Origin of the sequence: Synechococcus sp. WH 8016 (assembly GCF_000230675.1) — a bacterium.
In the GTDB taxonomy this organism is placed as follows: domain Bacteria; phylum Cyanobacteriota; class Cyanobacteriia; order PCC-6307; family Cyanobiaceae; genus Synechococcus_C.
In genome coordinates, this window is the sequence record NZ_AGIK01000002.1 from 274,161 (window position 1) to 296,115 (window position 21,955).

Genomic DNA, 21,955 nt, shown 5'->3' on the forward strand with positions numbered 1-21,955 from the left:
TGCATAGTGTAGAACAGTTTGCTTAACATATCATGAAAAACACAGCCATAAGAGATTAGTCCCCATAAAATACATTGTAAGAAATATAAGCCACAGTCATTAGATTTTCATTATAGAAATTTATAAAAAAATATATAATTACGTAAGAGCAAGGTTATTAACAGTATTTATAGCATATCCTGAGATACTTGTTAAATATATTTAGGGCAAAAAGACAAAGAGATAAGAGTATTGATCCAAGAGTTATGATTTAAGACCTACGCGGAATCTCGTTAAGGGCGACCAGGAATTACCAAACAAGGAAAATAAAATGGATATTAAATTAAAAACATAGACTTCAGATGTGCTGGAGACAGAATTGATTTAACAATATAGAAACAGTAAGTATTGATACGGATCAATCCTAGATGCAAAGAATGGGATTATTAAAAGATTTTAATATTAACAAGTTGACAACACTGCAAATGATCTGCAGGCAATAATTGCAACTCTTTGCTAGAATGAAAGTAAGTTGATTTTGCTAAAAGTGGATCAAAGCTTCGCGTGCCTGTGTCTAATTCCAACCTCTATGGAGATGAGGAAGCTTGGAGACGCTGTGAGAGCGGCTGGTGGCACTCCTGTATTCGATATTGAATACGAGAGTTCTCCAAACTGGAGGAAGATAATTGATGAAGCGCAATACCATACACAACATAAACAATTAAACAAAAAAATAACTGTTAAAGCTAACATAAGGCAATTAGAGGATGTTAAAATAAACATACTTAATCATACAGATTCGATAGAAGAAGTAATAATTAGCATCGATGTTGACAACGTGAAGAATATAAGCAAGGCAATAGAAGGGTTGAGAGTAAAAGTGATTCTGGAGATAGACAGAGTAAGCACATTGGAAAGTATAGAAAAAGAGCTCGAAAGATTTAGCGGAATTATTGTAAAAGGAAACGAATGTGGAGGAATGGTTGGTGAAGATAGTACATTTATTTTATTTCAGAAAAGTTATAAGATTGTAAAAAATAGAGTAAATCTGTTTGTAAGGGGAGGTATTGGTATTAATACCGCGGGTGCATTTAGAGCAACAGGGGCAAGTGGAGTTGTATTAGACGACCAACTCTGGCTAATGCCGGAGTCGCCCTTTTTAGAAAATTTCAAAAAATATTTTCGAAATGTCTCTGGCCAAGAAGCAATTCCACTAGGTGAAAATATTGGTATTACCTGCAGAGTGTTTTCGAAGCCAGGACTAGAAGCAGTAGAGACGTTAAAAAGCCTATTGAAGTCAATAGAAGAGAAAAATCAAAGCTCAAATGAAGAAATGAATGAATGGGAAAAGGGTTTAATGAATAGAATTGGATGGGGTGATCCAAAAGTTGTCGCCTGGCCGATAGGACAAACTATAGGATTAACGGAAGTATTAACGAACAAATACAAGACAACATATAATTTAGTGAGAGCTTATTTGTACGAGACTTGCTCTTATTTAACTGACGCAATACTGGAAAATCCCTTAAGAAAAGATTCAAAACTAGCAAAATCGCATGGGACAAAATTTCCTATCGTACAGGGGCCCATGACAAGGGTAAGCGATACTGCCGAATTTGCTGATTCCGTAAGTTGTGGAGGTGCTCCGCCAATGCTCGCACTAGCAATGATGAAAGGTGAACAGGCAAGGGAATTGCTTCTAAAAACTAAAGACCTACTTGAATCAAGACCGTGGGGCGTTGGTATTTTAGGTTTTGCACCAAAAGAAATACGGGATAAGCAACTAGAAGCAGTACTAGAAGTAAAGCCTCAGTTTGCATTAATAGCTGGTGGGAGACCTGATCAAGCAAGAGATCTTGAAGAAAAAGGAATAGCAAGCTACCTTCATGTTCCAGCTCCAGCCCTATTGAAAATATTCATTGATCAAGGAGCGAGACGGTTTATTTTTGAAGGTCGAGAATGCGGGGGTCATGTAGGTCCAATTAGCAGTCTAGTTCTATGGGAAAGAATGATAGAAACAGTAATTAGTGATATTGATAAGAAGTATCATCCAGAAATATCGATGCTATTTGCAGGTGGTATTCATGACAGAATATCAGCAGCATTCATTGCGGCCCTAACCACAAAGATTAGTTCTAAGGGTTGTAAAATAGGAATCCTAATGGGAACAGCATATTTATTCACCAAAGAATCAGTTTCATGCGGAGCAATATTAGACGGATATCAGAAAGAAGCAATCAAATGTGTAAATACAGTGAATCTTGAAACTGGGATCGGTCATGCGAGTAGGTGTGCGGTGACACCGTTCGCGAATGAATTCAAAAAAGTCAGAAAAGATATGCTTGTTGATAAATATAGTTCCGACGAGATAAAAGATAAACTAGAAGGGCTTAGCCTAGGAAGACTTCGAATTGCCTCGAAAGGAAAAATTCGCAACGAATCAGGCAAATTCGAAGAGCTTAAAGAAGAGAAAATATATAATGATGGAATGTTTATGATTGGACAAGCTGCAACTTTGAGAAGTGAAATAACAACAATTGATGAATTGCACGAAGAAATTATTCAGGGAGGCGAAGAAATGTTAATAGCTGAGCAGGATAAGAGTACTATTTGCAGAGATTATGGCCCCTCATCACCATCTAACATTGCTGTAATAGGCATAGGAAGTCTTTTACCAGGATCTCATAGGCCTGAAGATTTCTGGTTAAACATACAAAACAAAATTGATGCAATTACAGAAATACCTAGAGAACGATGGGATTGGAGAATATATTACGATTCGGATAAAACAGCAAGAGATAAAATATATTCAAAATGGGGCGGATTCATTTCCCCAATAAGCTTCGATCCAATAAAATTTGGGATTCCGCCTAAATCACTCGATTCCATAGAACCATTGCAGCTACTAACTTTAGAAGTAGTCCAACAAGCTTTGGAGGATTCAGGGTACGCTGACAGAAATTTCGACAGAGAAAACACATCTGTAGTACTTGGAGCCGGTGGTGGTCTAGCTGACCTCGGCCAACAATACGCAACCAGATCAGAAATACCTAGATTCGTTGAAAATCCAGATATTCATACCTGGTCAAGACTTCCAGAATGGACAGAGGAGTCATTTCCTGGAATATTGTTAAATGTAATAGCAGGAAGAACAGCAAACAGATTCAATCTTGGTGGAACTAATATTACAATTGATGCTGCATGTGCATCTTCACTCGCTGCCATTGATGTAGCGGTGAAAGACTTGGAAAGTGGACATTCAAATCTCGCAATCGCAGGTGGAATAGATACAATTCAGAGCCCATATGCGTATTACTGTTTTAGCAAGTCACAAGCATTATCTCCCAGAGGAAAATGCTTTACATTTGATCAAAATGCTGACGGTATTTGCATAAGTGAAGGATTAGCTGTTGTAGTCCTAAAAAGACTTGAAGATGCAGAAAGGGACGGTGACAAAATCTATGGAGTCATCAAATCAGTGGCTGGATCAAGTGATGGGAAAGGGCTTGGGATGACAGCACCTAAATCCGCAGGACAAGTAAGAGCAATAAATAGAGCTTATAAAAAAGCAGGGTTTTCGCCGGCAACGTTAGGAATGTACGAAGCACATGGCACGGGAACAGCTGTAGGTGATCGAACAGAAATTCAAACATTATCAAGTGTAATGAGAGATGCCAACGCACAGCCAAAAACATGTTCAGTAGGATCAGCGAAAACATTTGTCGGACATACAAAAGCATCTGCTGGAGTAGTTGGAATGGTCAAAGCACTGCAGTCTATTTATTACAAAACAATTCCACCACATATTAACGTGGAGGAGCCAATTGATGAAATTGCACACGCCAATTCACCAATTTACATAAACAAAAACATTAAGCCATGGTTCAAAACCTCTGAGATACCTCGAAGAGCTGGAATTAGCGCTTTTGGGTTTGGAGGAACAAACTTTCATGCGGTCATTGAAGAATATAATGATTCCCATAATGACGCATCAGGTGGAGATATTTGGCCGTTTGAAATAATAACTATTACAGGAAAAAGTAAAACAGACTTAATAAAATCCGTAAAGGTTCTACAGGGATATATCGATAACAATTATTTCAAAGACCTCTCGCAAGCCTCATATTGGAGCATAAACAAGTATCAAGACATTAGCGTAAAAGAATGTATTATAGCGTTTACAGCAAGTAGCCTGGGTGAACTCTCCAATGACCTTACAAATATAATCGAATACCTGCAAACACCAGACAAAACAATACTATCGAACAAAATTTGCCTCAATCTTGAATTAAGAAATCAAAAAGAATCATTAGCATTCGTATTTCCAGGTCAAGGGTCACAGTATTTGGAAATGATGCAAGAATTAGCGACCTATATGCCCGAAATACGTCAAGCAATCGAAAAGTCGGAAAAGGTATTATCTAATAAAGACACCGGCTTGTCAATCAAGGATGCTATATATCCACCAAGCAGCTATTCAGAAGTATATAGAAACAAACAAAAAGAACATTTATCTCAAACAAAAATAGCTCAACCATCGTTAGCGGTTATTGAAACTGGTCTATATGATCTCTTGAAACGATTAGATTTGAATCCTAACTTTGTAGCTGGACATAGTTTCGGTGAATATACAGCATTGTATGCATCTGAATGCATTGATAGTGATGATGTGGTAAAGATTGCTTCGTGTCGAGGGCAGTTAATGCAAGATTCGTGCGATAAATTTAACGGCTCAATGCTAGCAGTATTTTTAGAACATGAGCAAGTAATTGAAAGGATAAAACACGAAAAAAATATATTTGTAGCGAATATAAACTCAAACAGTCAGACAATACTATCTGGACCCAGTGTAGATCTCACGCAATTATCCAAAAAATTAACAGAAGAGCAAGTGACAAATCAGATGCTAAATGTATCCGGAGCATTTCACTCAGAATATGTAAGGGATGCTGAAGAGGCATTATCAACTCACCTTGAGGATTTAAACATAAAAAGCCCTAAAGTACCCATTTATTGCAATTCTACGGGAGGAATATATCCAAACGATAAAACAAGTATCAGAAACCTTCTGCAAAAACAGATAACCTCATCCATTAATTTTAAAGGAATGATTGAGGAAATGCATAAAGATGGTGCTCGTATTTTTGTCGAGGTAGGTCCAAAAAATATACTTTCAAGTTTCATTAAGGAAACACTAGGCGATAAAGATAGCTTTACGATTTCAGTAAACGAAAAACATGATTCAAGCTTAGCTGCATTTCTCAACGCAATATGCAATCTCCTGTCGAGAGGTGTAGAGATAAATCTTTCTGCTTTGTTTAATGGTAGAAACTCGACAAGGCTTGATCCATTAAATAACATCATCAAAAGGGATTCGGGCATAACACTCAGTGGGGGCTCGTGCACAAGTAATAATATTAGTAAGGGTACTAACGGAAGAATTAGCCCATTAACGCTAGAAGATATAAACGAAAACCGAAATAAAATTAAATCTAAGAAGCAGGCGCAGCAAATATCCTCAGAAAGCCCACCAGATGGTAAAATACTGAAGAAGCCACTCAATCAACCCATAGCAAAGGAGACGAGATACTTGAACCAAAATCTAAGAAACACATCAGAGTTGCTTATTGCGTTCCAATCTCACCAAGAGACAATGAGGAAGTTTCTTGCCGTACAAGAAAGTGTGATTGGTAAATTCCTTAATCCGAGCTCAGAAACAAATGTTAGTCATTACCATGACGCGATAATTACCGAAGAAGATAATGAGATTCTACCCCTGTCATATCAAATAAATACAGATGTACCTATAGAAAAAACATTGCAAGTCAATTCTTTAGATAGTGAACAAACAATTACCCCAAAACCAATACCAATTAGTAGCCCACCAACGAAAACCGCATCTAATATAGAAAATTCAGAGGGAGTTAATACTGGAAGAGCAGAATCATTATCAACACTAGTACTAACTCATGTCTCTGACAGGACAGGTTATCCCATAGAAATGCTCGATCTTGATCAAGATATAGAGGCAGATCTAGGAATTGACTCTATCAAAAGGGTTGAAATACTCGGTGGATTGCAAAAAGAAATGGATACAAGAAGCGTTCAGTTAATTACAGAAAACATGGAAATTATGACAGGAATAAAGACATTAAGAGGACTAATAGACTATCTACAACCAGATAAAGATAGTATTACTAATTCACCGTCATCAGAGTCGAAGTTATTCTCTCAGAGTGAGCAGGCAAGTAGTACATCTATCGATACTGAATCGATAGAAAGAATTGTAATTAACATTATAAGCGACCGCACTGGATATCCTCAGGAAATGTTGGATGTTAATCAAGACATTGAAGCAGATCTTGGAATAGATTCTATTAAAAGAGTTGAAATATTAAGCAACATACAGAGTGCACTATTCGAAGAAAATACGTCGTTGCTTCAAGAAAATATGGAGAACATGACTAAATTAAAAACAATAAGTGCATTAGTATCTAATATTCAATCTTTATTAAGCAGTGCTGGGGGTACCGGCCTGGGAAAGTCCTAAATGACGAAAATCAAATTCATAATTACTTAATCGACAGCGTAGCCTCACCTCTTCAACAAATTAGTCATAACAACTATAAGGGTAGTCATTTAATAGTAGGCAAATTCCATACATTAGGAGATGAATTACAGAGTTGCCTTGAAGCCGATGATTGTGATGTTTATTATGTAGATGAAGATAGGAGTATAGGTGACTATGACTGGGACAACTATTTTCTACGCAACAAGATCGAGTTAAATGATTTACAGGGAATAACTTTTATTTTTTTAGAAGACGAAAACGATTCAATCAGTACGGAATCAATATTTAAAGAATTAGTATATTTCAGAAGCCTTATACATTATGCTTTAAGCAGATCGCATTCAATAAAGAAGACAATTCTTTTTACTGCTGTAACATTAATGGGTGGAGACTTTGCTAGAACCAAAGTCTCTTCATTGCATTCTATTTATGGAGCTTATTTTTTAGGACTATTTAAATGTCTATCAATTGAACACCGCCATTGTAAGTTCAAAGCAGTTGATTTAGACGCATCAATTGATAGTCACTTTAATGCAAAGAATATAATGGAAGAAATAAAATATGAAGGAAGGTTAGAGGTTGGATACATCAATAATAAAAGAATTGTTTTCAATGTTAAAGAAGTTCCTTTTCATCTAACTTATGAGAAGCGGACAACAGAGAATTTAATTATCTTAGTATTTGGTGGTGCAAGGGGAATTACTGCTGAATGCCTGAAGCATATTCAAGACACAGAATGTACCCTAATAATTATCGGCAGGTCGTTTGAAATAGATTCTCGTAAAGAGTTTGCAAATTACAATAACTTTGAGGAGCTTAGAAAAGCACTTATAGATCACTATAAGGGAGAAAAAATTCCATCTCCTGCAGAAATCAATAGGGAATGTAGCAATATACTTCGGCAAAAAGAAATCAATGATAATATAAATATATTGACAAATAGCCGGGTCACTATTGAATACAAGACAGCTGATGTCACGAAGCTCGATGATTTAGAATCAATAGTTAAGGACACTTATTCCCAATACGGAAGGATCGACGGAATCATCCATGCAGCTGGTATATTAAAGGATAAATTGTTTCTTGATCAGAACATTGATGCATTTAGACAAGTTTATAAGACTAAAGTAACAGTATTGGAGGCAATATATAGATACATTGATATCAAGAATCTGTCATTATTGATTTTTTTCAGTTCAGTTGCTGGACGCTTTGGTAATGTTGGTCAATCAGACTACGCATCAGCCAATGAAACAATCTCACGATTCGCATGTTATGCAAAACATTTAAATACTAATCTCTGTGTAAATAGCATCTGTTGGGGACCGTGGGACACTACAGGTATGGCTAATGAAAGCGTAAAAGAAAGATTCAGGCAGCAAAAAATTATACCAATACCGTTACATTCTGGTGTATTAATGTTTGAAAAAGCATTCCTAGGTGGGTATATAAATACTGTTGAAGTGATTGCCGGTAAAGGACCCTGGGTTGGGTATGAAACTCATGATACAGAGAAATGCTTAACATCTACTATTGATCAGAGTTCACGACTGCCTTTTATAGAATCTGAAATAGACTATGAACCAACAGGGTCAGTCAGTTATTATTTTAAAATTGACAAATCCAATCATATCTTCCTTAATGATCACAAAATCGATGCAAATCCTGTCATTCCTGCTACTGGAGCCATGGAATTGATGGCTGAATTAGTTCAAAAAGCATGGCCAGACTGGATAGTCACAGAAGTAAGAAGTCTTCGAGTATTAAAAGGAATTGTTATCGAAAGTGAATTAATGTCCAAATCGATAAAAGTAAGGGCAAAGCCTTCGACTCACGCCTATGCAAATGAATTTTCTGTATCTGCATCAATCGTAGATAATACAACAAATCAAGTTTATTATTCAGCCACTGTAATACTCGGAAACAGCTTTCCAGACTCAAGTAATGAAAACTTTAACAGCGAAAAGTTATTGTTTAATGTGAACGCCAGTGATTTATATAAGAATAGTTTATTCCATGGTCCTTTATTTCAACTAATTGAAAAAACTACTGAAGCAACTACAAGTGGTATTTCAAGTATAGTGAAAGGGAGCACAATACAAGACTGGTTTAGTGTTATTAAGCAAGATCAATCCTGGATATTTGATCCTGGTCTGTTGGATACTGGGCCTCAATTAGCTATTGTCTGGGCTCGTAAAATGCATAATACTACACCTTTGCCAAGTCAGTTCGATTCTGTAATTAGATACCGAAAGACAAGCTCTTCAGAAACTTTTATAAGTATACTTAAAATCAAAGATTTTGATGGCATTAATATGACTTATGACGTTTTTTACTACGCCGAGAATGGAGAACTAGTAATCAAAATGAATGGATTAAAAGGTACATGCATTGCCTCGTTAAATCGTCTATCCTCACAATGACAAATTCTCAACCTAATGACATAGCCATTATTGGCGTCTCAGCATTATTTCCAGGCTCTAAAAATAAAGATGAGTATTGGTCAAATATAATCAACAAAGTCAACAGCATTACAGAAGCTGGGGACGATTGGTGTCAAAACTATTATGACAAAGGATCAGAGCTAAGTAACAGAATCAATAACAATAAAGGTGGTTTTATTGGAAATATATCTCATTTTGATCCGATTAAATATGGGATAATGCCAAATTCAGTAGATGGTGGAGAACCAGATCATTTTTTAGCTCTCAAACTTGCTTATGATGCTCTTAATGATGCAGGGTATATTCAAAAAGATTTCGACAGGAGAAATACTGGGATTATACTAGGGAGGGGAACATATATCAACAGAGGGTATAATACACTTCTTCAACATGGTCAAATTATAGATCAAACAATTGAGATATTGAGAAAAGTCTCTCCTAGCCTAGATTCAACACTAGAGAATAGAATTAGAAAAGAGCTTGAAGATTCATTGCCACCTTTCAATGCAGAGATGGCACCAGGATTAGTCCCTAACATTATCACCGGTAGGATTGCTAATAGATTGGATTTAATGGGCCCAAACTATATTATTGATGCTGCTTGCGCATCTTCTCTTGTCGCTGTAGATCAAGCAATTTATGAGTTAAATAGTAGAAGGTGCAATATGATGATAGCAGGGGGTGTTCACGCATCAACACCACCACAAATCAATATGATATTTTGTCAACTAGGAGCTTTATCAGATACTACTATCACACCCTTTAGTGATCATGCTGATGGGACATTATTATCCGAAGGGTTAGGTATGGTAGTTCTTAAGCGATTGCAAGATGCCAAGAGAGATAATGATCGTATATATGCAATCATAAAAGGTATAGGTACTGCTAGCGATGGTAGAGGTCTTGGTTTATTAGCACCAAAAGAGGAAGGAGAAATCTTAGCTTTAGAAAGAGCTTATAAGAATGCAAATATTGATGCAGGAACTATAGGCCTGATAGAAGCACATGGAACAGGAATTCCCCTAGGTGATCAAACTGAAATTCGATCTCTATCAAAAGTCTTAGGGAACATAAAAAAAATTCATCCTACATGTGCTGTAGGAAGTATTAAGTCCATGATTGGACATACTATTCCAGCAGCAGGTGTAGCTAGTCTTATTAAAACATCTTTATCACTGTATTATAAAGTACTACCTCCTACGCTATGTGAAAGCATTAATCCCGAATTAGAAATTCACAAAACTCGTCTTTATATTAATACTGAAACAAAGCCTTGGGTTCATTCTTCTTCTTTACCATATCCACGTAGAGCTGGTGTTAATGCTTTTGGCTTTGGGGGGATTAATTCTCATGCTGTTCTTGAAGAATACATACCGTCTGATAATAGTAAAAATTCAAAAGCATCAAGCAATATATGGCCTTTTGAATTATTTTTAATCCAAGGCAATTCATGGGATGAAGTAAATACAAAACTAATAGTTCTAAAGAAATTTATAGACAATAATCCAGATTGTCAAGTACGAAATCTTGCATTTTATTTATCAAAAGAACCCAATTGCTCACATAGAATTAGTTTTGTCACCAGTAGCTATACTGACCTATCTCAAAAAATAGAAAAAGCAAGAATGTGGCTAATTTCTTCACCTATTAATTTAAAAAAACCTCCTAAATCTATTTTTGCCAACAAAATTGATGAGATTGATAGTAATGCAAATTGCTTCCTGTTCCCCGGTGAGGGCTCTCAATATTCAGGCATAATTAAAGATCTAGCAATCTACTTTCCAAGTATCAGGCACTGGCTAGATATCTTAGATTCAATGTCAATTAATGAAAGAGATCTACTTGCTAGCCAAGTCCTGTACCCTGCTATGGGCTCTATTAGCGGTGAAACAGAGGACGAAGTTAAAAAGAAATTATTTGAAATGGATTACTCGTCAGAAATAGTATTTATTACAAGCCTTGCATTATATTCACTGCTAGAAGAACTTGGTGTTCCATGTAAGGCAATGATAGGTCATAGCTCAGGTGAAAATACAGCACTAGTTGCATCCGGTTTAATTCCAATTAATAATGAAAACCAAATAGTTGAAGTCATGTCCTCATTAAATAAAATCTATAAGAACTGCCTGAAAGATGAACCAATTGCCACCGGTGATTTACTTGCATGTGGTGGTATACAAGATGAGACACTTGATTTTCTTTTATCAGAATATCCGAATGATGTCTTTCTTGCAATGGATAACTGTCCGAATCAAAAAATCCTATATTGTACAAATTCTGTCTCTAGTAGGGTTCAAGAATATCTAGGTATTAATGGTGCTTTTATACAATTATTACCTTTTAATAGAGCATATCATACGCCTCTCTTTAATAAAGTGGCAACTGCTTTTCAAGAGTTTTATGAGTCTTTTGAATACTCTCGAAGCGATAAAAAAGTATTTAGTTGTTATTCGATTTGTGAATTCCCAGACAACAAAGAATCAATCGTAAACTTAGCGGTTAATCAATGGACTAACACTGTTAATTTTGCAAAAACAATTGAATTAGCAAGGGAGTCTGGCATTGATACTTTTATTGAAGTAGGGCCAAGCTCAAATCTTACAAATTTTATAAAGGATATTTTTCCGGATAATGCTATAGCTGCATTTGCAACGAATCATCGCAGTAAAAATTCTCTTTCTTTCTTTTTGGAACTCCTTGCAAAACTTGCAGTAAGACATAATCTTAATTTAAGTCTTCTCTTTGATGGCAGAGAGGTGATCGATATTAATATTGAGGATATTAATCCACCATCGAATAACAATGGTCAGCTTTTAAAGCTTAATATGCCTATTATGAGGCTTAGTACCGATACAGCAGCCGAATTTTCTTCAACTCTCAAGCATCTATCCAAAGAAGTTATTACTAATTCAACTGAAAATAAGACTGAGTCAGTTCAAGCCAGTATAGATAATAAAGTCAAGACAAAAAGTTTAAGTAGTACAAATCCGGAGCAATCAAAATCAATATCAAGTAATTCATTACAGCATAATCAAGAATATCTTTCAATCATTAACGAACACAGCAAATTAATGAACAGCTTTCTAATTAGCGAGCAAAATACAATGAATTTAGTTGCCAATAGTCTCAATAAAAATATTCAAAATTCTAATTTAAAACATGATCCCAATGAGCTTAACCATCATACTTACCCCTTATTGGGATCGATTGTCGAGGCTAATTCTTCAGAGATAGTGTTTGAAAGAACCTTTTCCATTGACAAAGACCTTTTCCTTATTGACCACACACTTGGTGCTAATCTTTCAATTAATAATAAACTATTAGTTGGTTTACCTGTTATTCCATTTACAATAAGCATGGAGATAATCTCCGAGGCAGCAGACTTTGCTTGTGGTGGTAATAACAAAGTTCTCGAAATTAAAGGGATAAGGGGCTATCGATGGCTGGCAATTGATGAAGATTCACTCACCTTAACCGTAAAGGCAAAATTCGTTTCCAATACAAATGGGGAAACAAGTATTGATGCCAAGATCTACCAATATAATCCAGATTCTAAAATTGGCCTTCAATTAGTTTTTGAAGGTATAGTTGTTTGTTCAAATTCTTTTAGAAATTATATTCCCTCTCATGCTATTAGTTTTCTAGAGTCTGACTTGAAGAGCTCTAGATGGAGTGATGACGAATTATATAAAACCGGTATGTTCCATGGGCCCAGATTTCAGGGAGTAAAAAAGATTAATGGCTGGTCTAATAAAGGGATCGATGCAACTTTACAGGTCATATCAACAAGTAATTTCTTTGAATTCACAGAACAACCGCAATTTAGATTAGATAGTGGTCTTATTGATGCTGCAGGTCAACTTGTTGGTTACTGGGTCTCAGAGCAGTTTGGTACAGATTTTAATGTTTTTCCTTTTAGTGTCAAAAGTTTTTCTCAGTTTACAGATATTTTGCCTGATGAAAGCAAATACGGTGTAAAGGCGAAATTAAATTTATTTCAGATCGTCAAACTACCGCTTATTTTGAGTTTGTGGACGAATCAGGTGATGTCATAGCCTGCCTCGAAGGTTGGGAAGATAGATATTTTGATATCCCAAATGAGTACTACAAATGTCGTCTAAATCCAAGTTCATCATTTATTACAAAAGACATCAAGCCTAATCATCTATATTGTCAATATTTAAGAGCATTTCCTGACGGATTTTTGGAAGACTCATGGAAAATATGGATGAGAGTCCTAGCACATCTTGTTCTCTCCAAAAAGGAGAAAAAACATTGGTATGCTCTCCGTTCAACGCAACATCAAAAAGATTGGCTCATGGGACGTATTGCCGCAAAAAATTCAGTTCGTAAACTAGTTAAAGATAAGTTCTCCATCCTTTTATCTCCTGTTGATATATCAATATTGAATAATGATAATGGACTACCATTTGTAGAAAGTCCATATCTTGCAAGCAATCAAGTGCCTAGTATTTCTATTTCACATCACCTTGGCTCAGCAGTTGCCATTTCTTCGCTGACACATAAGCTAGGCATTGATATATTAAATCATGCATCAATATCACACCTTGATGATTTAAAAATTGCCTTTTCAGAAATAGAATTTAATTCTCTGAAAAGATATGATCAATTTATTTTGCTTTGTGCTTTTTCTGCCAAAGAAAGTGTTTACAAAGCTAATTCCCTCTCAACATGGAATCCCCTTGACTTCATGGTCAAGGATGTTGACACTGCTCAAATGATTATAACAATCTCCCATGCAGGGGTTGCTTATCCTGTTCAATGCTTACATGAAGAAGACAATCTCGTTACTTTTGTCTTATCCTAGACATTTATGCATACCTAGCTACAAAGTTATTCGGCAAATTAGTCTATTAGAGGATCTGGGCGACCACGCTCAAAATCATGCCACAAACGCGTAAGTCAAGAGCGTTTCAGGCTATATGTATATTTTAGTTAGAAAAATTAAAAAAGTTATTAATTTTAATGCAATTTTTAGGGCCTCTGCAAGAATCTTTATGCATATAGCGTACTAGAAAAAACTTTAGTTGGAGACTCTTAATCTACTGATTAATAAGTAAATGTATACGACTTTATCGCGCAGGGTACAACCCGCTACTAATAAAAGCCGTCCACTCAGACAGATGATACTGAGCCCACTTAAGCTTAAAAGAATGCATGAGAATGATGTTTTTAGCAAATACTACTTATGAAATGACTCCATAGACAACCTAAAACTTCACAGCCTAATTGCATCATCTCATCGAGCAACTCTCTGATCAATTTTTATACTCACACAAAATAGGATAGAAGCACTACATATTATTCAGGGCATCAAACTTAAAATGTAAAAATCCACCAGGCATATTTGCGGCCTGGTGGATAGGTCATGAGCGAACTGATCAATAGCGATAGTGATCTGGTTTGTAAGGGCCTTCCACGGGAACATTGATGTAATCAGCTTGATCTTTGCTCAGCTCAGTGAGTTTGGCGCCGATCTTCTCAAGGTGGAGGCGAGCCACCATCTCATCAAGGTGCTTAGGCAGCACATACACCTCTTTGCCATATTCATTGCCCTTGGTGAACAACTCAATCTGAGCCAACACCTGGTTCGTGAAGGAGTTGCTCATCACAAAACTAGGGTGGCCAGTGGCGCAGCCCAGATTGACGAGACGACCTTCGGCAAGAAGAATGATCTTGTTGCCGCTTGGCAAGGTGATGTGATCCACCTGAGGCTTGATGTTGTCCCACTCATAGGCCTTGAGCGAGGCCACATCAATCTCGTTGTCGAAGTGACCGATATTGCAAACGATCGCTTCGTCCTTCATCTTCACCAGGTGCTCATTGCGGATCACCTGGTAGTTGCCAGTGGCGGTCACAAAGATGTCCATCTGGTCCACCACATCTTCAAGGCGGACAACCCGGTAACCCTCCATCGCAGCCTGCAAGGCGCAAATGGGATCCACTTCAGCAATGCAAACGGTGGCGCCAAGACCACGCAATGACTGGGCTGAACCCTTGCCCACATCGCCGTAGCCAACCACGAGGGCCTGTTTACCAGCCACCATCACGTCGGTCGCACGCTTGATGCTGTCAACCAGCGATTCACGACATCCGTAAAGATTGTCGAACTTGCTCTTCGTAACCGAATCGTTGACGTTGATCGCAGGGAAGGGAAGCTCTCCACTCTTCTGCATCTTGTAGAGACGAGCCACGCCCGTGGTGGTCTCCTCGGTCACGCCCTGAATTTCAGCCTTGATGCGACTGTAGAAACTGGAATCCTTCGCCAGCTTCTTCTTGATCGAAGCGAACAGGAAGGTCTCCTCTTCGTTGGAAGGATTGTCGAGCACGGTGATGTCCTGCTCAGCCTTGCTTCCCAACATCACCAGACCGGTGGCATCGCCACCATCGTCGAGGATCATGTTGGGCGTTCCACCATCACCCCACTCGAGGATGCTGTGGGTGTAATCCCAGTACTCCTCAAGGGTCTCACCCTTGACGGCAAAGACGGGAATTCCACCAGCAGCCATCGCAGCCGCAGCATGATCCTGGGTGGAAAAGATATTGCAGGAGGCCCAGCGCACATCAGCACCGAGCTCGACCAAGGTTTCGATCAGAACAGCTGTCTGAATCGTCATGTGCAAGGAGCCGGCGATCCGGGCTCCCTTCAAGGGCTTCTCCTTGCCGTACTTGGTACGCAATGCCATCAAACCGGGCATTTCGGTCTCAGCAATATCAAGCTCTTTGCGCCCGAAATCGGCTAAACCGATATCCGCAATCACGTAATCCTTTGCGACCTGAAGTTCGGCCGTTGCCGCGGCTGTTGCCACCATATTGAAAAGCTCCCTGGGGAGGATGTGAACGATAAATACTTCGGAGACGCCGAGGCTTCGGGCTCCCTTGTCAGCCAATCTACAGATGAGACAAGGATCCTTGACGATCTCGAGGCCACAAAAGACCTTGGCCGGAGGTTGGCAGCGCGCCTTCAACCAAATGACATCGTGCTGCTAGAGGGACCCCTCGGTGCAGGCAAAACCTCTCTGGTGCAAGGCCTTGCCGAGGCTCTAGGAATCCAAGAACCAATCACCAGCCCCACCTTCGCGCTTGCTCAGCACTACCCCGAAGGAACCCCCCCTCTCATCCATCTCGACCTTTACCGGCTCGAGCAAGCTGCCGCAGCAGACGATCTTTTCCTTCAAGAGGAAGAAGAGGCAAACGCAATAGGAGCCTTGCTTGTAGTGGAGTGGCCGGAGCGGCTCAGCCTTTCCCTTCCAGACGCCTGGATCTTGGATCTCAGCTATGCCGCGAGCGGCGGACGAATCGCCACTCTTCAGATGCCAAGCAAGCCGGCCGATGACGAATCACCGTACAAGACTTAGTTATGTCATGAGGCTCGGCTGAGACGATGCACCCTGAAGCTCAAGGCGAACAGCGGATCAACGTTCTGCGTTGGTTTCTGCTTGGAGGATGGTTGATTCTGCTTGTGATGATGGTGGTGCCCACGGGATCCGTGGCTCGCCCTGACATCTGCAGCGACTTCAAGATCTGCAGCGACAGCTTCGCGAACGACATCTTCTGGAATATCGGCCTGCCTGCTGTGTTGCTCTGCATAGTGTTCAGCCATGCACTTTGGCGCCGCATTTGCCCACTCTCCTTCGTCTCCCAACTTGCCAAAGCCCTTGGAGCGCAGCGCACCATTACCGATACGCGCGGCAAACAAAAACTGGTTTTCGTTGATGAATCCTCTTGGCTTGGCCGTCATCACATCCAGCTGCAGTGGGGCCTGCTGATCACCGGTCTAAGCATGAGAATCCTCATCGCAAACAGCAATGGCATCGTGCTTGCCGTGATGTGTGGGGCTGCTCTTCTCGGGGCGCTCATCACAGGATGGGCTTACGCTGGCAAGTCGTGGTGTCAGTACGTCTGCCCCTTTGGGGTGGCACAGCAAGTGATTACCGGTCCGCGGAGCCTTCCTGGTCGGGATGCCCATCTCAACCCAACATCACGAACCACTCAGTCGATGTGCCGCACAAAGGCGGGAGACGCGGGGCAGGCCGATGTCAGTGCCTGTGTGGCCTGCATCAAACCATGCATGGACATTGATGCGGAGCGCCATTACTGGGCCAATCTCCAGAAGAAGCGAGGACTCAACTGGGCCTGGTATTCCTATCCAGGCTTAGTAATCAGCTTCTTTTTACTCATCGAAAGTTACGCCCCTACAGACACAGAATTTGCGAACCTCGACTATCTCAAAAGCCACCTCTATACCTACGACAACCGCTTGGCCTCTATGGCCTGGGATTCCATTTTTCCGTATGGCTGGCCCACGTTTCCAAGGCTGATCGCCGTTCCCATCATCATCTCGGCCGCCGCCGTGATCTCCCAGCTCCTATTTCGGCAGCTAGAGCACTGGCAGGAAGACCTCTTCCGGCAAAACGAACATCCAGATGCCAAGGCAATCGCAATCCATAGAACCCGCTTGCTGAGCACCGTCATCGCGGTGAATAGCTATTTCATCTTCAAGGGAAGCCCGTTGCCGTGGATGGGACCACATGGGCATGCCGTATTCAGGCTGGTGGTGATGGCAATCATGGCCATGTGGCTCTATCGGGGTTGGAACCGCAATCAACAGCTCTATGAACGTGAAAGCACAAGCACAAGCTTGCGCAAGCAATTGATCAAACTTGGGGATCAGCTCTCCGATCTGCTCGGAGGGCGTCGTCTGAAGGATCTAAGCCCAACTGAGGTCTTCACCTTGGCAAAAGCACTTCCCGCCAAGGCCAAGAGCGAAAGACGATCCATCTACAGCAACGTCTTGAAAGAACAATTGGAGCAGGGACGCCTTGATCGACGCACGGCCTTAGTGCAACTCGAGGAGCTCCGCCTCAGTCTTGGCCTGACCCAAGACGAGCACCGCGCTGCCATTGAAGTACTGGTGGCAGAAAATCCAAAACTGCAAGAACTCAGCGCGATGGATCTTGCTGGCCTGGAGCTCCGCTGCAGTGCCGCCATGGAAGAAATTGAAAATCTGCTTCGTATCAGCCACTGCACAACGATCACACCGGAACGCATCCCAGACGCTTTAAATCAAGAACTCGAGCGTATCCGGATCGAAAGTGGCCTTGACAACGAGAGCTGGCAAGAAACGGTCCTTGAATTCTCCCCCAACTCAAATCGCAGTGAACGAGAGCTCAAACACCTTTACAAGGCAATTGAAATCCATCTCAGCGAACGCTGGGTCCTTCGTCAAAGAAGTCAGGACAACCCGCTTCTTCTCCCTCTACTTCTGAGCATCGACAAACACATTGCGAGGCTGATGCCGTCCTTAGTCGAGCTTCAGCAGCGCATCCTGGTTGCACGTTCTACTGAATGTCTCAAATCTGATCAGCTGAGCCTGCTTGCTTCAGTCCCTGAAAGCGTGCTCACCTTCCTAAGCAGTGAAGACAACACAACGCTTGCGCTTCGGCATTGGTTGACTGACCAACCCAAAGCCACACTGGATTTTCAAAACCTGCCAACAGCGCAAGAAGTTCTGGAAAGCCTTGCCAAGACATCCTTCGATCCCTCCACACGTCATTGGGCCAACGCGGTACTACTCCGTCAAACCCCAAACGGGAGCGAAGACCTAGCAGAACTATTGAAAGTACCAGCTGGACAAAAGCTGCTGAGCCTGCTGGAGCCAAGAACATTGAGCAGACTTCCCAAAATCAGCACCCTTAAGACCTGGATTCCAGGAGAAGAAATCAAGCTTCCAGAAGACGGCGTTGCCATTTTGCTGAAAGGTGGCTGTGAGCTCAACAGCCAAACTCTGGTGTTGGCACCAGCAACCAGCAATACACCTCTGAGCTTTCTCGGGTTACTGGATTACCTGGGTGGTGCAGGCACGAGTGGAAGCCGTCACGATCATCGAGCCACTCACTTGGGCCTTATGGCCCTGACCTTCGATGGGCCAGCCTTTCGAGAGCTACTGGATGTAGCCCCTGTGCTTGAAGTGGAACTAACCCGTCAATTGGCCTGGGCCTGCAGTCCAAAAACAAAACTGCAGCTTCACTGAAATCAGATCAGGCTTCCGCCGGCCTTGAGCATTGTGCGATCACGTAATCCACTCCCAAAACCGTGCAGGACACAACGAGTGCAGGAATCAAAGGCAGACAGCCCCCCTGAAACACCTCCGGAATTACGCCCATTGCAAAACCCAGCAAAACGGCTTCCCCCCCAATCACCGACAACATCGCCCCAACAACGGACCAGCGCAGGCCATAGACCGCCCCCACCAACATCGGGAACAGCAGGGCGAGCCCCGAAAAGGCATGGGTTGCCAGCGAAAGAATCGCCTCCGGCGGACGAAGGGCGATCACCAGACCCGCAACCGCAAGGGCGATCACCACAAGCTGCCCAACACGCACTTGCTCCGACAAAGACGCTTGCGGGCGCCAATACCTTTTATATAAGTCGCGAGTCAGCATCGACGACAGGGCCAACAATTGCGAATCCAAAGTGGACATAAACGCAGCCAAGGCCCCCACCATCACGATTCCCGTTAACCACTCCGGGCTGTAATGCCCAAGCATCAAGGGCATGATCTGATCGGATGCGCGACCTACCAGATCGGGGAAGGCCAGATGCCCCCACATCCCAATCATCACGGGACAGACAAACAGCACTCCCGCCACGACGGGGTAAATCACCATCGACTGTTTCAGCGAGCGATCATCCCCAGCAGCGAAAAAACGCATCAACATCTGCGGAAACATCGGAAGACATAACGGCCAAAGGAGCAAGTAACTCGCCATCATTCGAGGCGTAAAAAAATCATTGCGTCCAGCCCCACTAAAGAGATCAGGAAGCTGTTGCAAAAGCGTGCGATTTGCGGTTTGAACCCCACCAACACCTTTGGCCACAGCGACAAAAGCCATCAGCATCAGCAAAAACATCAGCACTCCTTGAAGCACATCGGTACGCGCAACAGCACGCATACCGCCACCAACGACATAAAGCACAATCACAACCGTGAGCAGCACTGCTCCCACTGCAAAAGGCACGGCGCCTCCCGTGAGACTCTCAAGCAAATACCCTGCGCCCAAAGGCTGCAGAGCCAAATAGGGAAGGGTGAACAACACCATGACCACAAGCACCAACAGACGCAGCCCTTCCCCAGGGAGGAGATGGCCGATCAATTCGGACGGAGTGATCAGGCCATGTTGAGCACTGAGCCTGCGTACCCGGCAGCCCAGGCTGCCAAAACTTAGGGCAGCCAATCCTGTTCCAAAGGCCATCATCGGGTAATAAGCAATGCCGATGCGATACCCCGCGCCCGCAAAGCCAAGAAAAAAGAAGGCGCTGAAATTCGTGGCGATCAGCGTGAAAAACAGCACGCCGGCTCGCAGCCGGCGATCAGCCAGAAAATAGGAGTCGGCGCTGTTGGTTTGTCCCCCAAGACTCTGAGCACCTAGCCAGAGCAAAGCCAGCAGGTAGACAACAAGAGAGATCAGCGCAGAAATCAGGGTGGTGGTCATGGGCGGGCGATCCAAGCAGCGATCAGGGTGAGTGCCGCCTGCAGGACGATGAACATCAACACCCAAGCGGGCATGCCAGCTCAAAAGGGCAGGGCTGAATCAGCCTGAAGATGCACCACTAACGCCAAAACAACGGCAGCGAGCAAAGCCAACCAAGGCAAGCGGCTAGGCATGACAACCATCAAACGGACTCCTTCTGAGCGTTGATTCTGATCAATCACTGTTTCATCCAGGCCCACCACACCAAGGCCACAGGAGCGCAGCATCAGAACCCAGCAGGCGTCATCCTTAAAACAGTGCACGCCAAACATGGAGATCTGCGCCTCAAGGCTGATCCATCTTCCCTGGCGATGCTGGACCCTAAACAGGGCTTTGGCTGGGCCGCCGGCGAACGATGGAACCGCAACAGCGGTGATGCCTACGAGGCAGATCAGCGCCACTTCTGCCGCCGCATGGGAGAAACGTTGCATCGAGAAGGGCTGTCCCTCACAGCCGGATTTGAACTGGAATGGGTCGTCATCACCCCAGACAACGACGGCTCTCCAAAGGCGGTAATCGCTGGTGGGCCCTATGGCGCGGACCGCTTGATCGAAGGCCTCGATTACGCCTCGGCACTGCTCGAGGCGCTGGATGCAGCCGATGTGGACTGGCTCCAGTTTCATCCCGAATATGGCCCTTCCCAGTTCGAACTCTCCTTCGCAGCCCAAGACCCCCTTCAAGCGGCGGACCAACTGATTCGTGCCCGATTGGTGATTCAGCGTGTGACCCGCCGCTTCGGCTGGTACAGCAGCTTTAGCGCCAAGCCCCGTCTGGACTGGGTCGGCAATGGAGGACACTTACACTTCAGCGTCCGAGATTCTCAAGGCCCCTTGCTACAGGACGGTTCCGGGCCCTATGGGCTACGTCCTGAAGGCGAAGCTCTGATCGCAGGGGTTCTCGAACAGCTCCCTGGACTGGTAGCGCTGGCCAGCCCTTCGCCCGTGTCCTATCTACGCCTCGTGCCCAGCAGCTGGTCTGCGCCCTTCCAGGTCTGGGGGATGGAGAACCGTGAGGCAGCTGTTCGCTTCATCCCTACCGCGACAGATCAAAGTGCGGCCCACCTGGAGATCAAGGCAGTCGATCCCACTGCAAATCCCTACCTTTTACTCGGTGCACTACAGGCCCAGGTTCTGGATGCCATGAGAAATCAACGCATCCTTCCACCAGAGCAGATCGGCGATCCTGCATTGGTAAAACATCACTCCATCCCAAGGCTTCCAGCCAGTCTTGTTGAGGCACGAATGGCACTGGAGAGCGACGCTGTCCTTCTTGAAGCCATGGGTCCGCTGTTGCACGGTTCGCTCTTAGACAGCCTTGCTGCTGAAATCGGCCGTGTAGAAACCAAATCGGAAGAGCAACAAGTGAGTGACGGTTGCTGGTGGCCAATCGTGGGAGGACTCATCTAA

9 protein-coding genes and 1 pseudogene are annotated in these 21,955 nt (G+C 42.7%); 7 read left to right on the forward strand and 3 right to left on the reverse strand.

What is annotated here, in order from left to right; all coding sequences use genetic code 11:
• Positions 1–574: 574 nt before the first annotated feature.
• The 4 genes and pseudogenes from SYN8016DRAFT_RS08250 to SYN8016DRAFT_RS14730 form a co-directional block, all read left to right on the forward strand.
• Positions 575–6,383 (forward strand): annotated as a pseudogene (locus tag SYN8016DRAFT_RS08250) (beta-ketoacyl synthase N-terminal-like domain-containing protein); the annotation flags it as partial.
• A gap of 547 nt (positions 6,384–6,930) precedes the next feature.
• Positions 6,931–8,973: an SDR family NAD(P)-dependent oxidoreductase gene (locus SYN8016DRAFT_RS08255; RefSeq protein WP_006853902.1), complete on the forward strand. Its 2,043-nt coding sequence runs from the start codon at positions 6,931–6,933 to the stop codon at positions 8,971–8,973.
• The gene (locus SYN8016DRAFT_RS14540; protein ID WP_006853903.1) at positions 8,970–13,049 is read left to right on the forward strand and encodes a beta-ketoacyl synthase N-terminal-like domain-containing protein; all 4,080 of its coding nucleotides are present in this window, start codon (positions 8,970–8,972) and stop codon (positions 13,047–13,049) included. The genes SYN8016DRAFT_RS08255 and SYN8016DRAFT_RS14540 overlap by 4 nt, the downstream gene beginning before the upstream one ends.
• Positions 13,025–13,822, forward strand: coding sequence for a 4'-phosphopantetheinyl transferase superfamily protein (locus SYN8016DRAFT_RS14730; RefSeq protein WP_006853904.1), 798 nt, complete (start codon positions 13,025–13,027; stop codon positions 13,820–13,822). Before SYN8016DRAFT_RS14540 ends, SYN8016DRAFT_RS14730 begins: the two co-directional genes overlap by 25 nt.
• A gap of 574 nt (positions 13,823–14,396) precedes the next feature.
• Here the strand turns inward: SYN8016DRAFT_RS14730 and ahcY are convergent.
• A complete protein-coding gene (gene ahcY, locus SYN8016DRAFT_RS08265; RefSeq protein ID WP_006853905.1) occupies positions 14,397–15,827 on the reverse strand; it encodes an adenosylhomocysteinase in 1,431 nt (476 codons plus the stop codon).
• Positions 15,828–15,851: 24 nt separating this feature from the next.
• On the opposite strand from ahcY, the gene tsaE reads away from it, so the two are divergent.
• Positions 15,852–16,373 (forward strand): tRNA (adenosine(37)-N6)-threonylcarbamoyltransferase complex ATPase subunit type 1 TsaE, encoded by a 522-nt coding sequence (gene tsaE, locus SYN8016DRAFT_RS08270; protein ID WP_006853906.1) that lies wholly within the window; start codon positions 15,852–15,854, stop codon positions 16,371–16,373.
• A 26-nt stretch (positions 16,374–16,399) separates the two neighbouring features.
• Positions 16,400–19,048, forward strand: a complete 2,649-nt coding sequence (locus SYN8016DRAFT_RS08275; protein WP_006853907.1) for a 4Fe-4S binding protein — start codon at positions 16,400–16,402, stop codon at positions 19,046–19,048.
• Positions 19,049–19,055: 7 nt separating this feature from the next.
• On the opposite strand, the gene SYN8016DRAFT_RS08280 is transcribed toward SYN8016DRAFT_RS08275, so the two are convergent.
• Together SYN8016DRAFT_RS08280 and SYN8016DRAFT_RS15065 are read right to left on the reverse strand one after the other, a co-directional pair.
• Positions 19,056–20,510 (reverse strand): sodium:solute symporter family protein, encoded by a 1,455-nt coding sequence (locus tag SYN8016DRAFT_RS08280; protein ID WP_006853908.1) that lies wholly within the window; start codon positions 20,508–20,510, stop codon positions 19,056–19,058.
• 80 nt (positions 20,511–20,590) lie between these two features.
• A complete protein-coding gene (locus SYN8016DRAFT_RS15065) occupies positions 20,591–20,776 on the reverse strand; it encodes a hypothetical protein (protein WP_141561436.1) in 186 nt (61 codons plus the stop codon).
• 30 nt (positions 20,777–20,806) lie between these two features.
• Between SYN8016DRAFT_RS15065 and SYN8016DRAFT_RS08285 the strand changes: the two genes are divergently transcribed.
• Positions 20,807–21,955, forward strand: a complete 1,149-nt coding sequence (locus SYN8016DRAFT_RS08285; RefSeq protein ID WP_253909832.1) for a glutamine synthetase family protein — start codon at positions 20,807–20,809, stop codon at positions 21,953–21,955.

Excerpts from the sequence above, each read along its gene's own strand:
- SYN8016DRAFT_RS08275 (WP_006853907.1), top strand. The coding sequence starts at position 16,400 with ATGCACCCTGAAGCTCAAGGCGAACAGCGGATCAACGTTCTGCGTTGG.
- SYN8016DRAFT_RS08280 (WP_006853908.1), bottom strand. The coding sequence starts at position 20,510 with ATGACCACCACCCTGATTTCTGCGCTGATCTCTCTTGTTGTCTACCTG.
- ahcY (WP_006853905.1), bottom strand. The coding sequence starts at position 15,827 with ATGGTGGCAACAGCCGCGGCAACGGCCGAACTTCAGGTCGCAAAGGAT.
- SYN8016DRAFT_RS08255 (WP_006853902.1), top strand. The coding sequence starts at position 6,931 with ATGGGTGGAGACTTTGCTAGAACCAAAGTCTCTTCATTGCATTCTATT.
- SYN8016DRAFT_RS14540 (WP_006853903.1), top strand. The coding sequence starts at position 8,970 with ATGACAAATTCTCAACCTAATGACATAGCCATTATTGGCGTCTCAGCA.
- SYN8016DRAFT_RS15065 (WP_141561436.1), bottom strand. The coding sequence starts at position 20,776 with ATGCTGCGCTCCTGTGGCCTTGGTGTGGTGGGCCTGGATGAAACAGTG.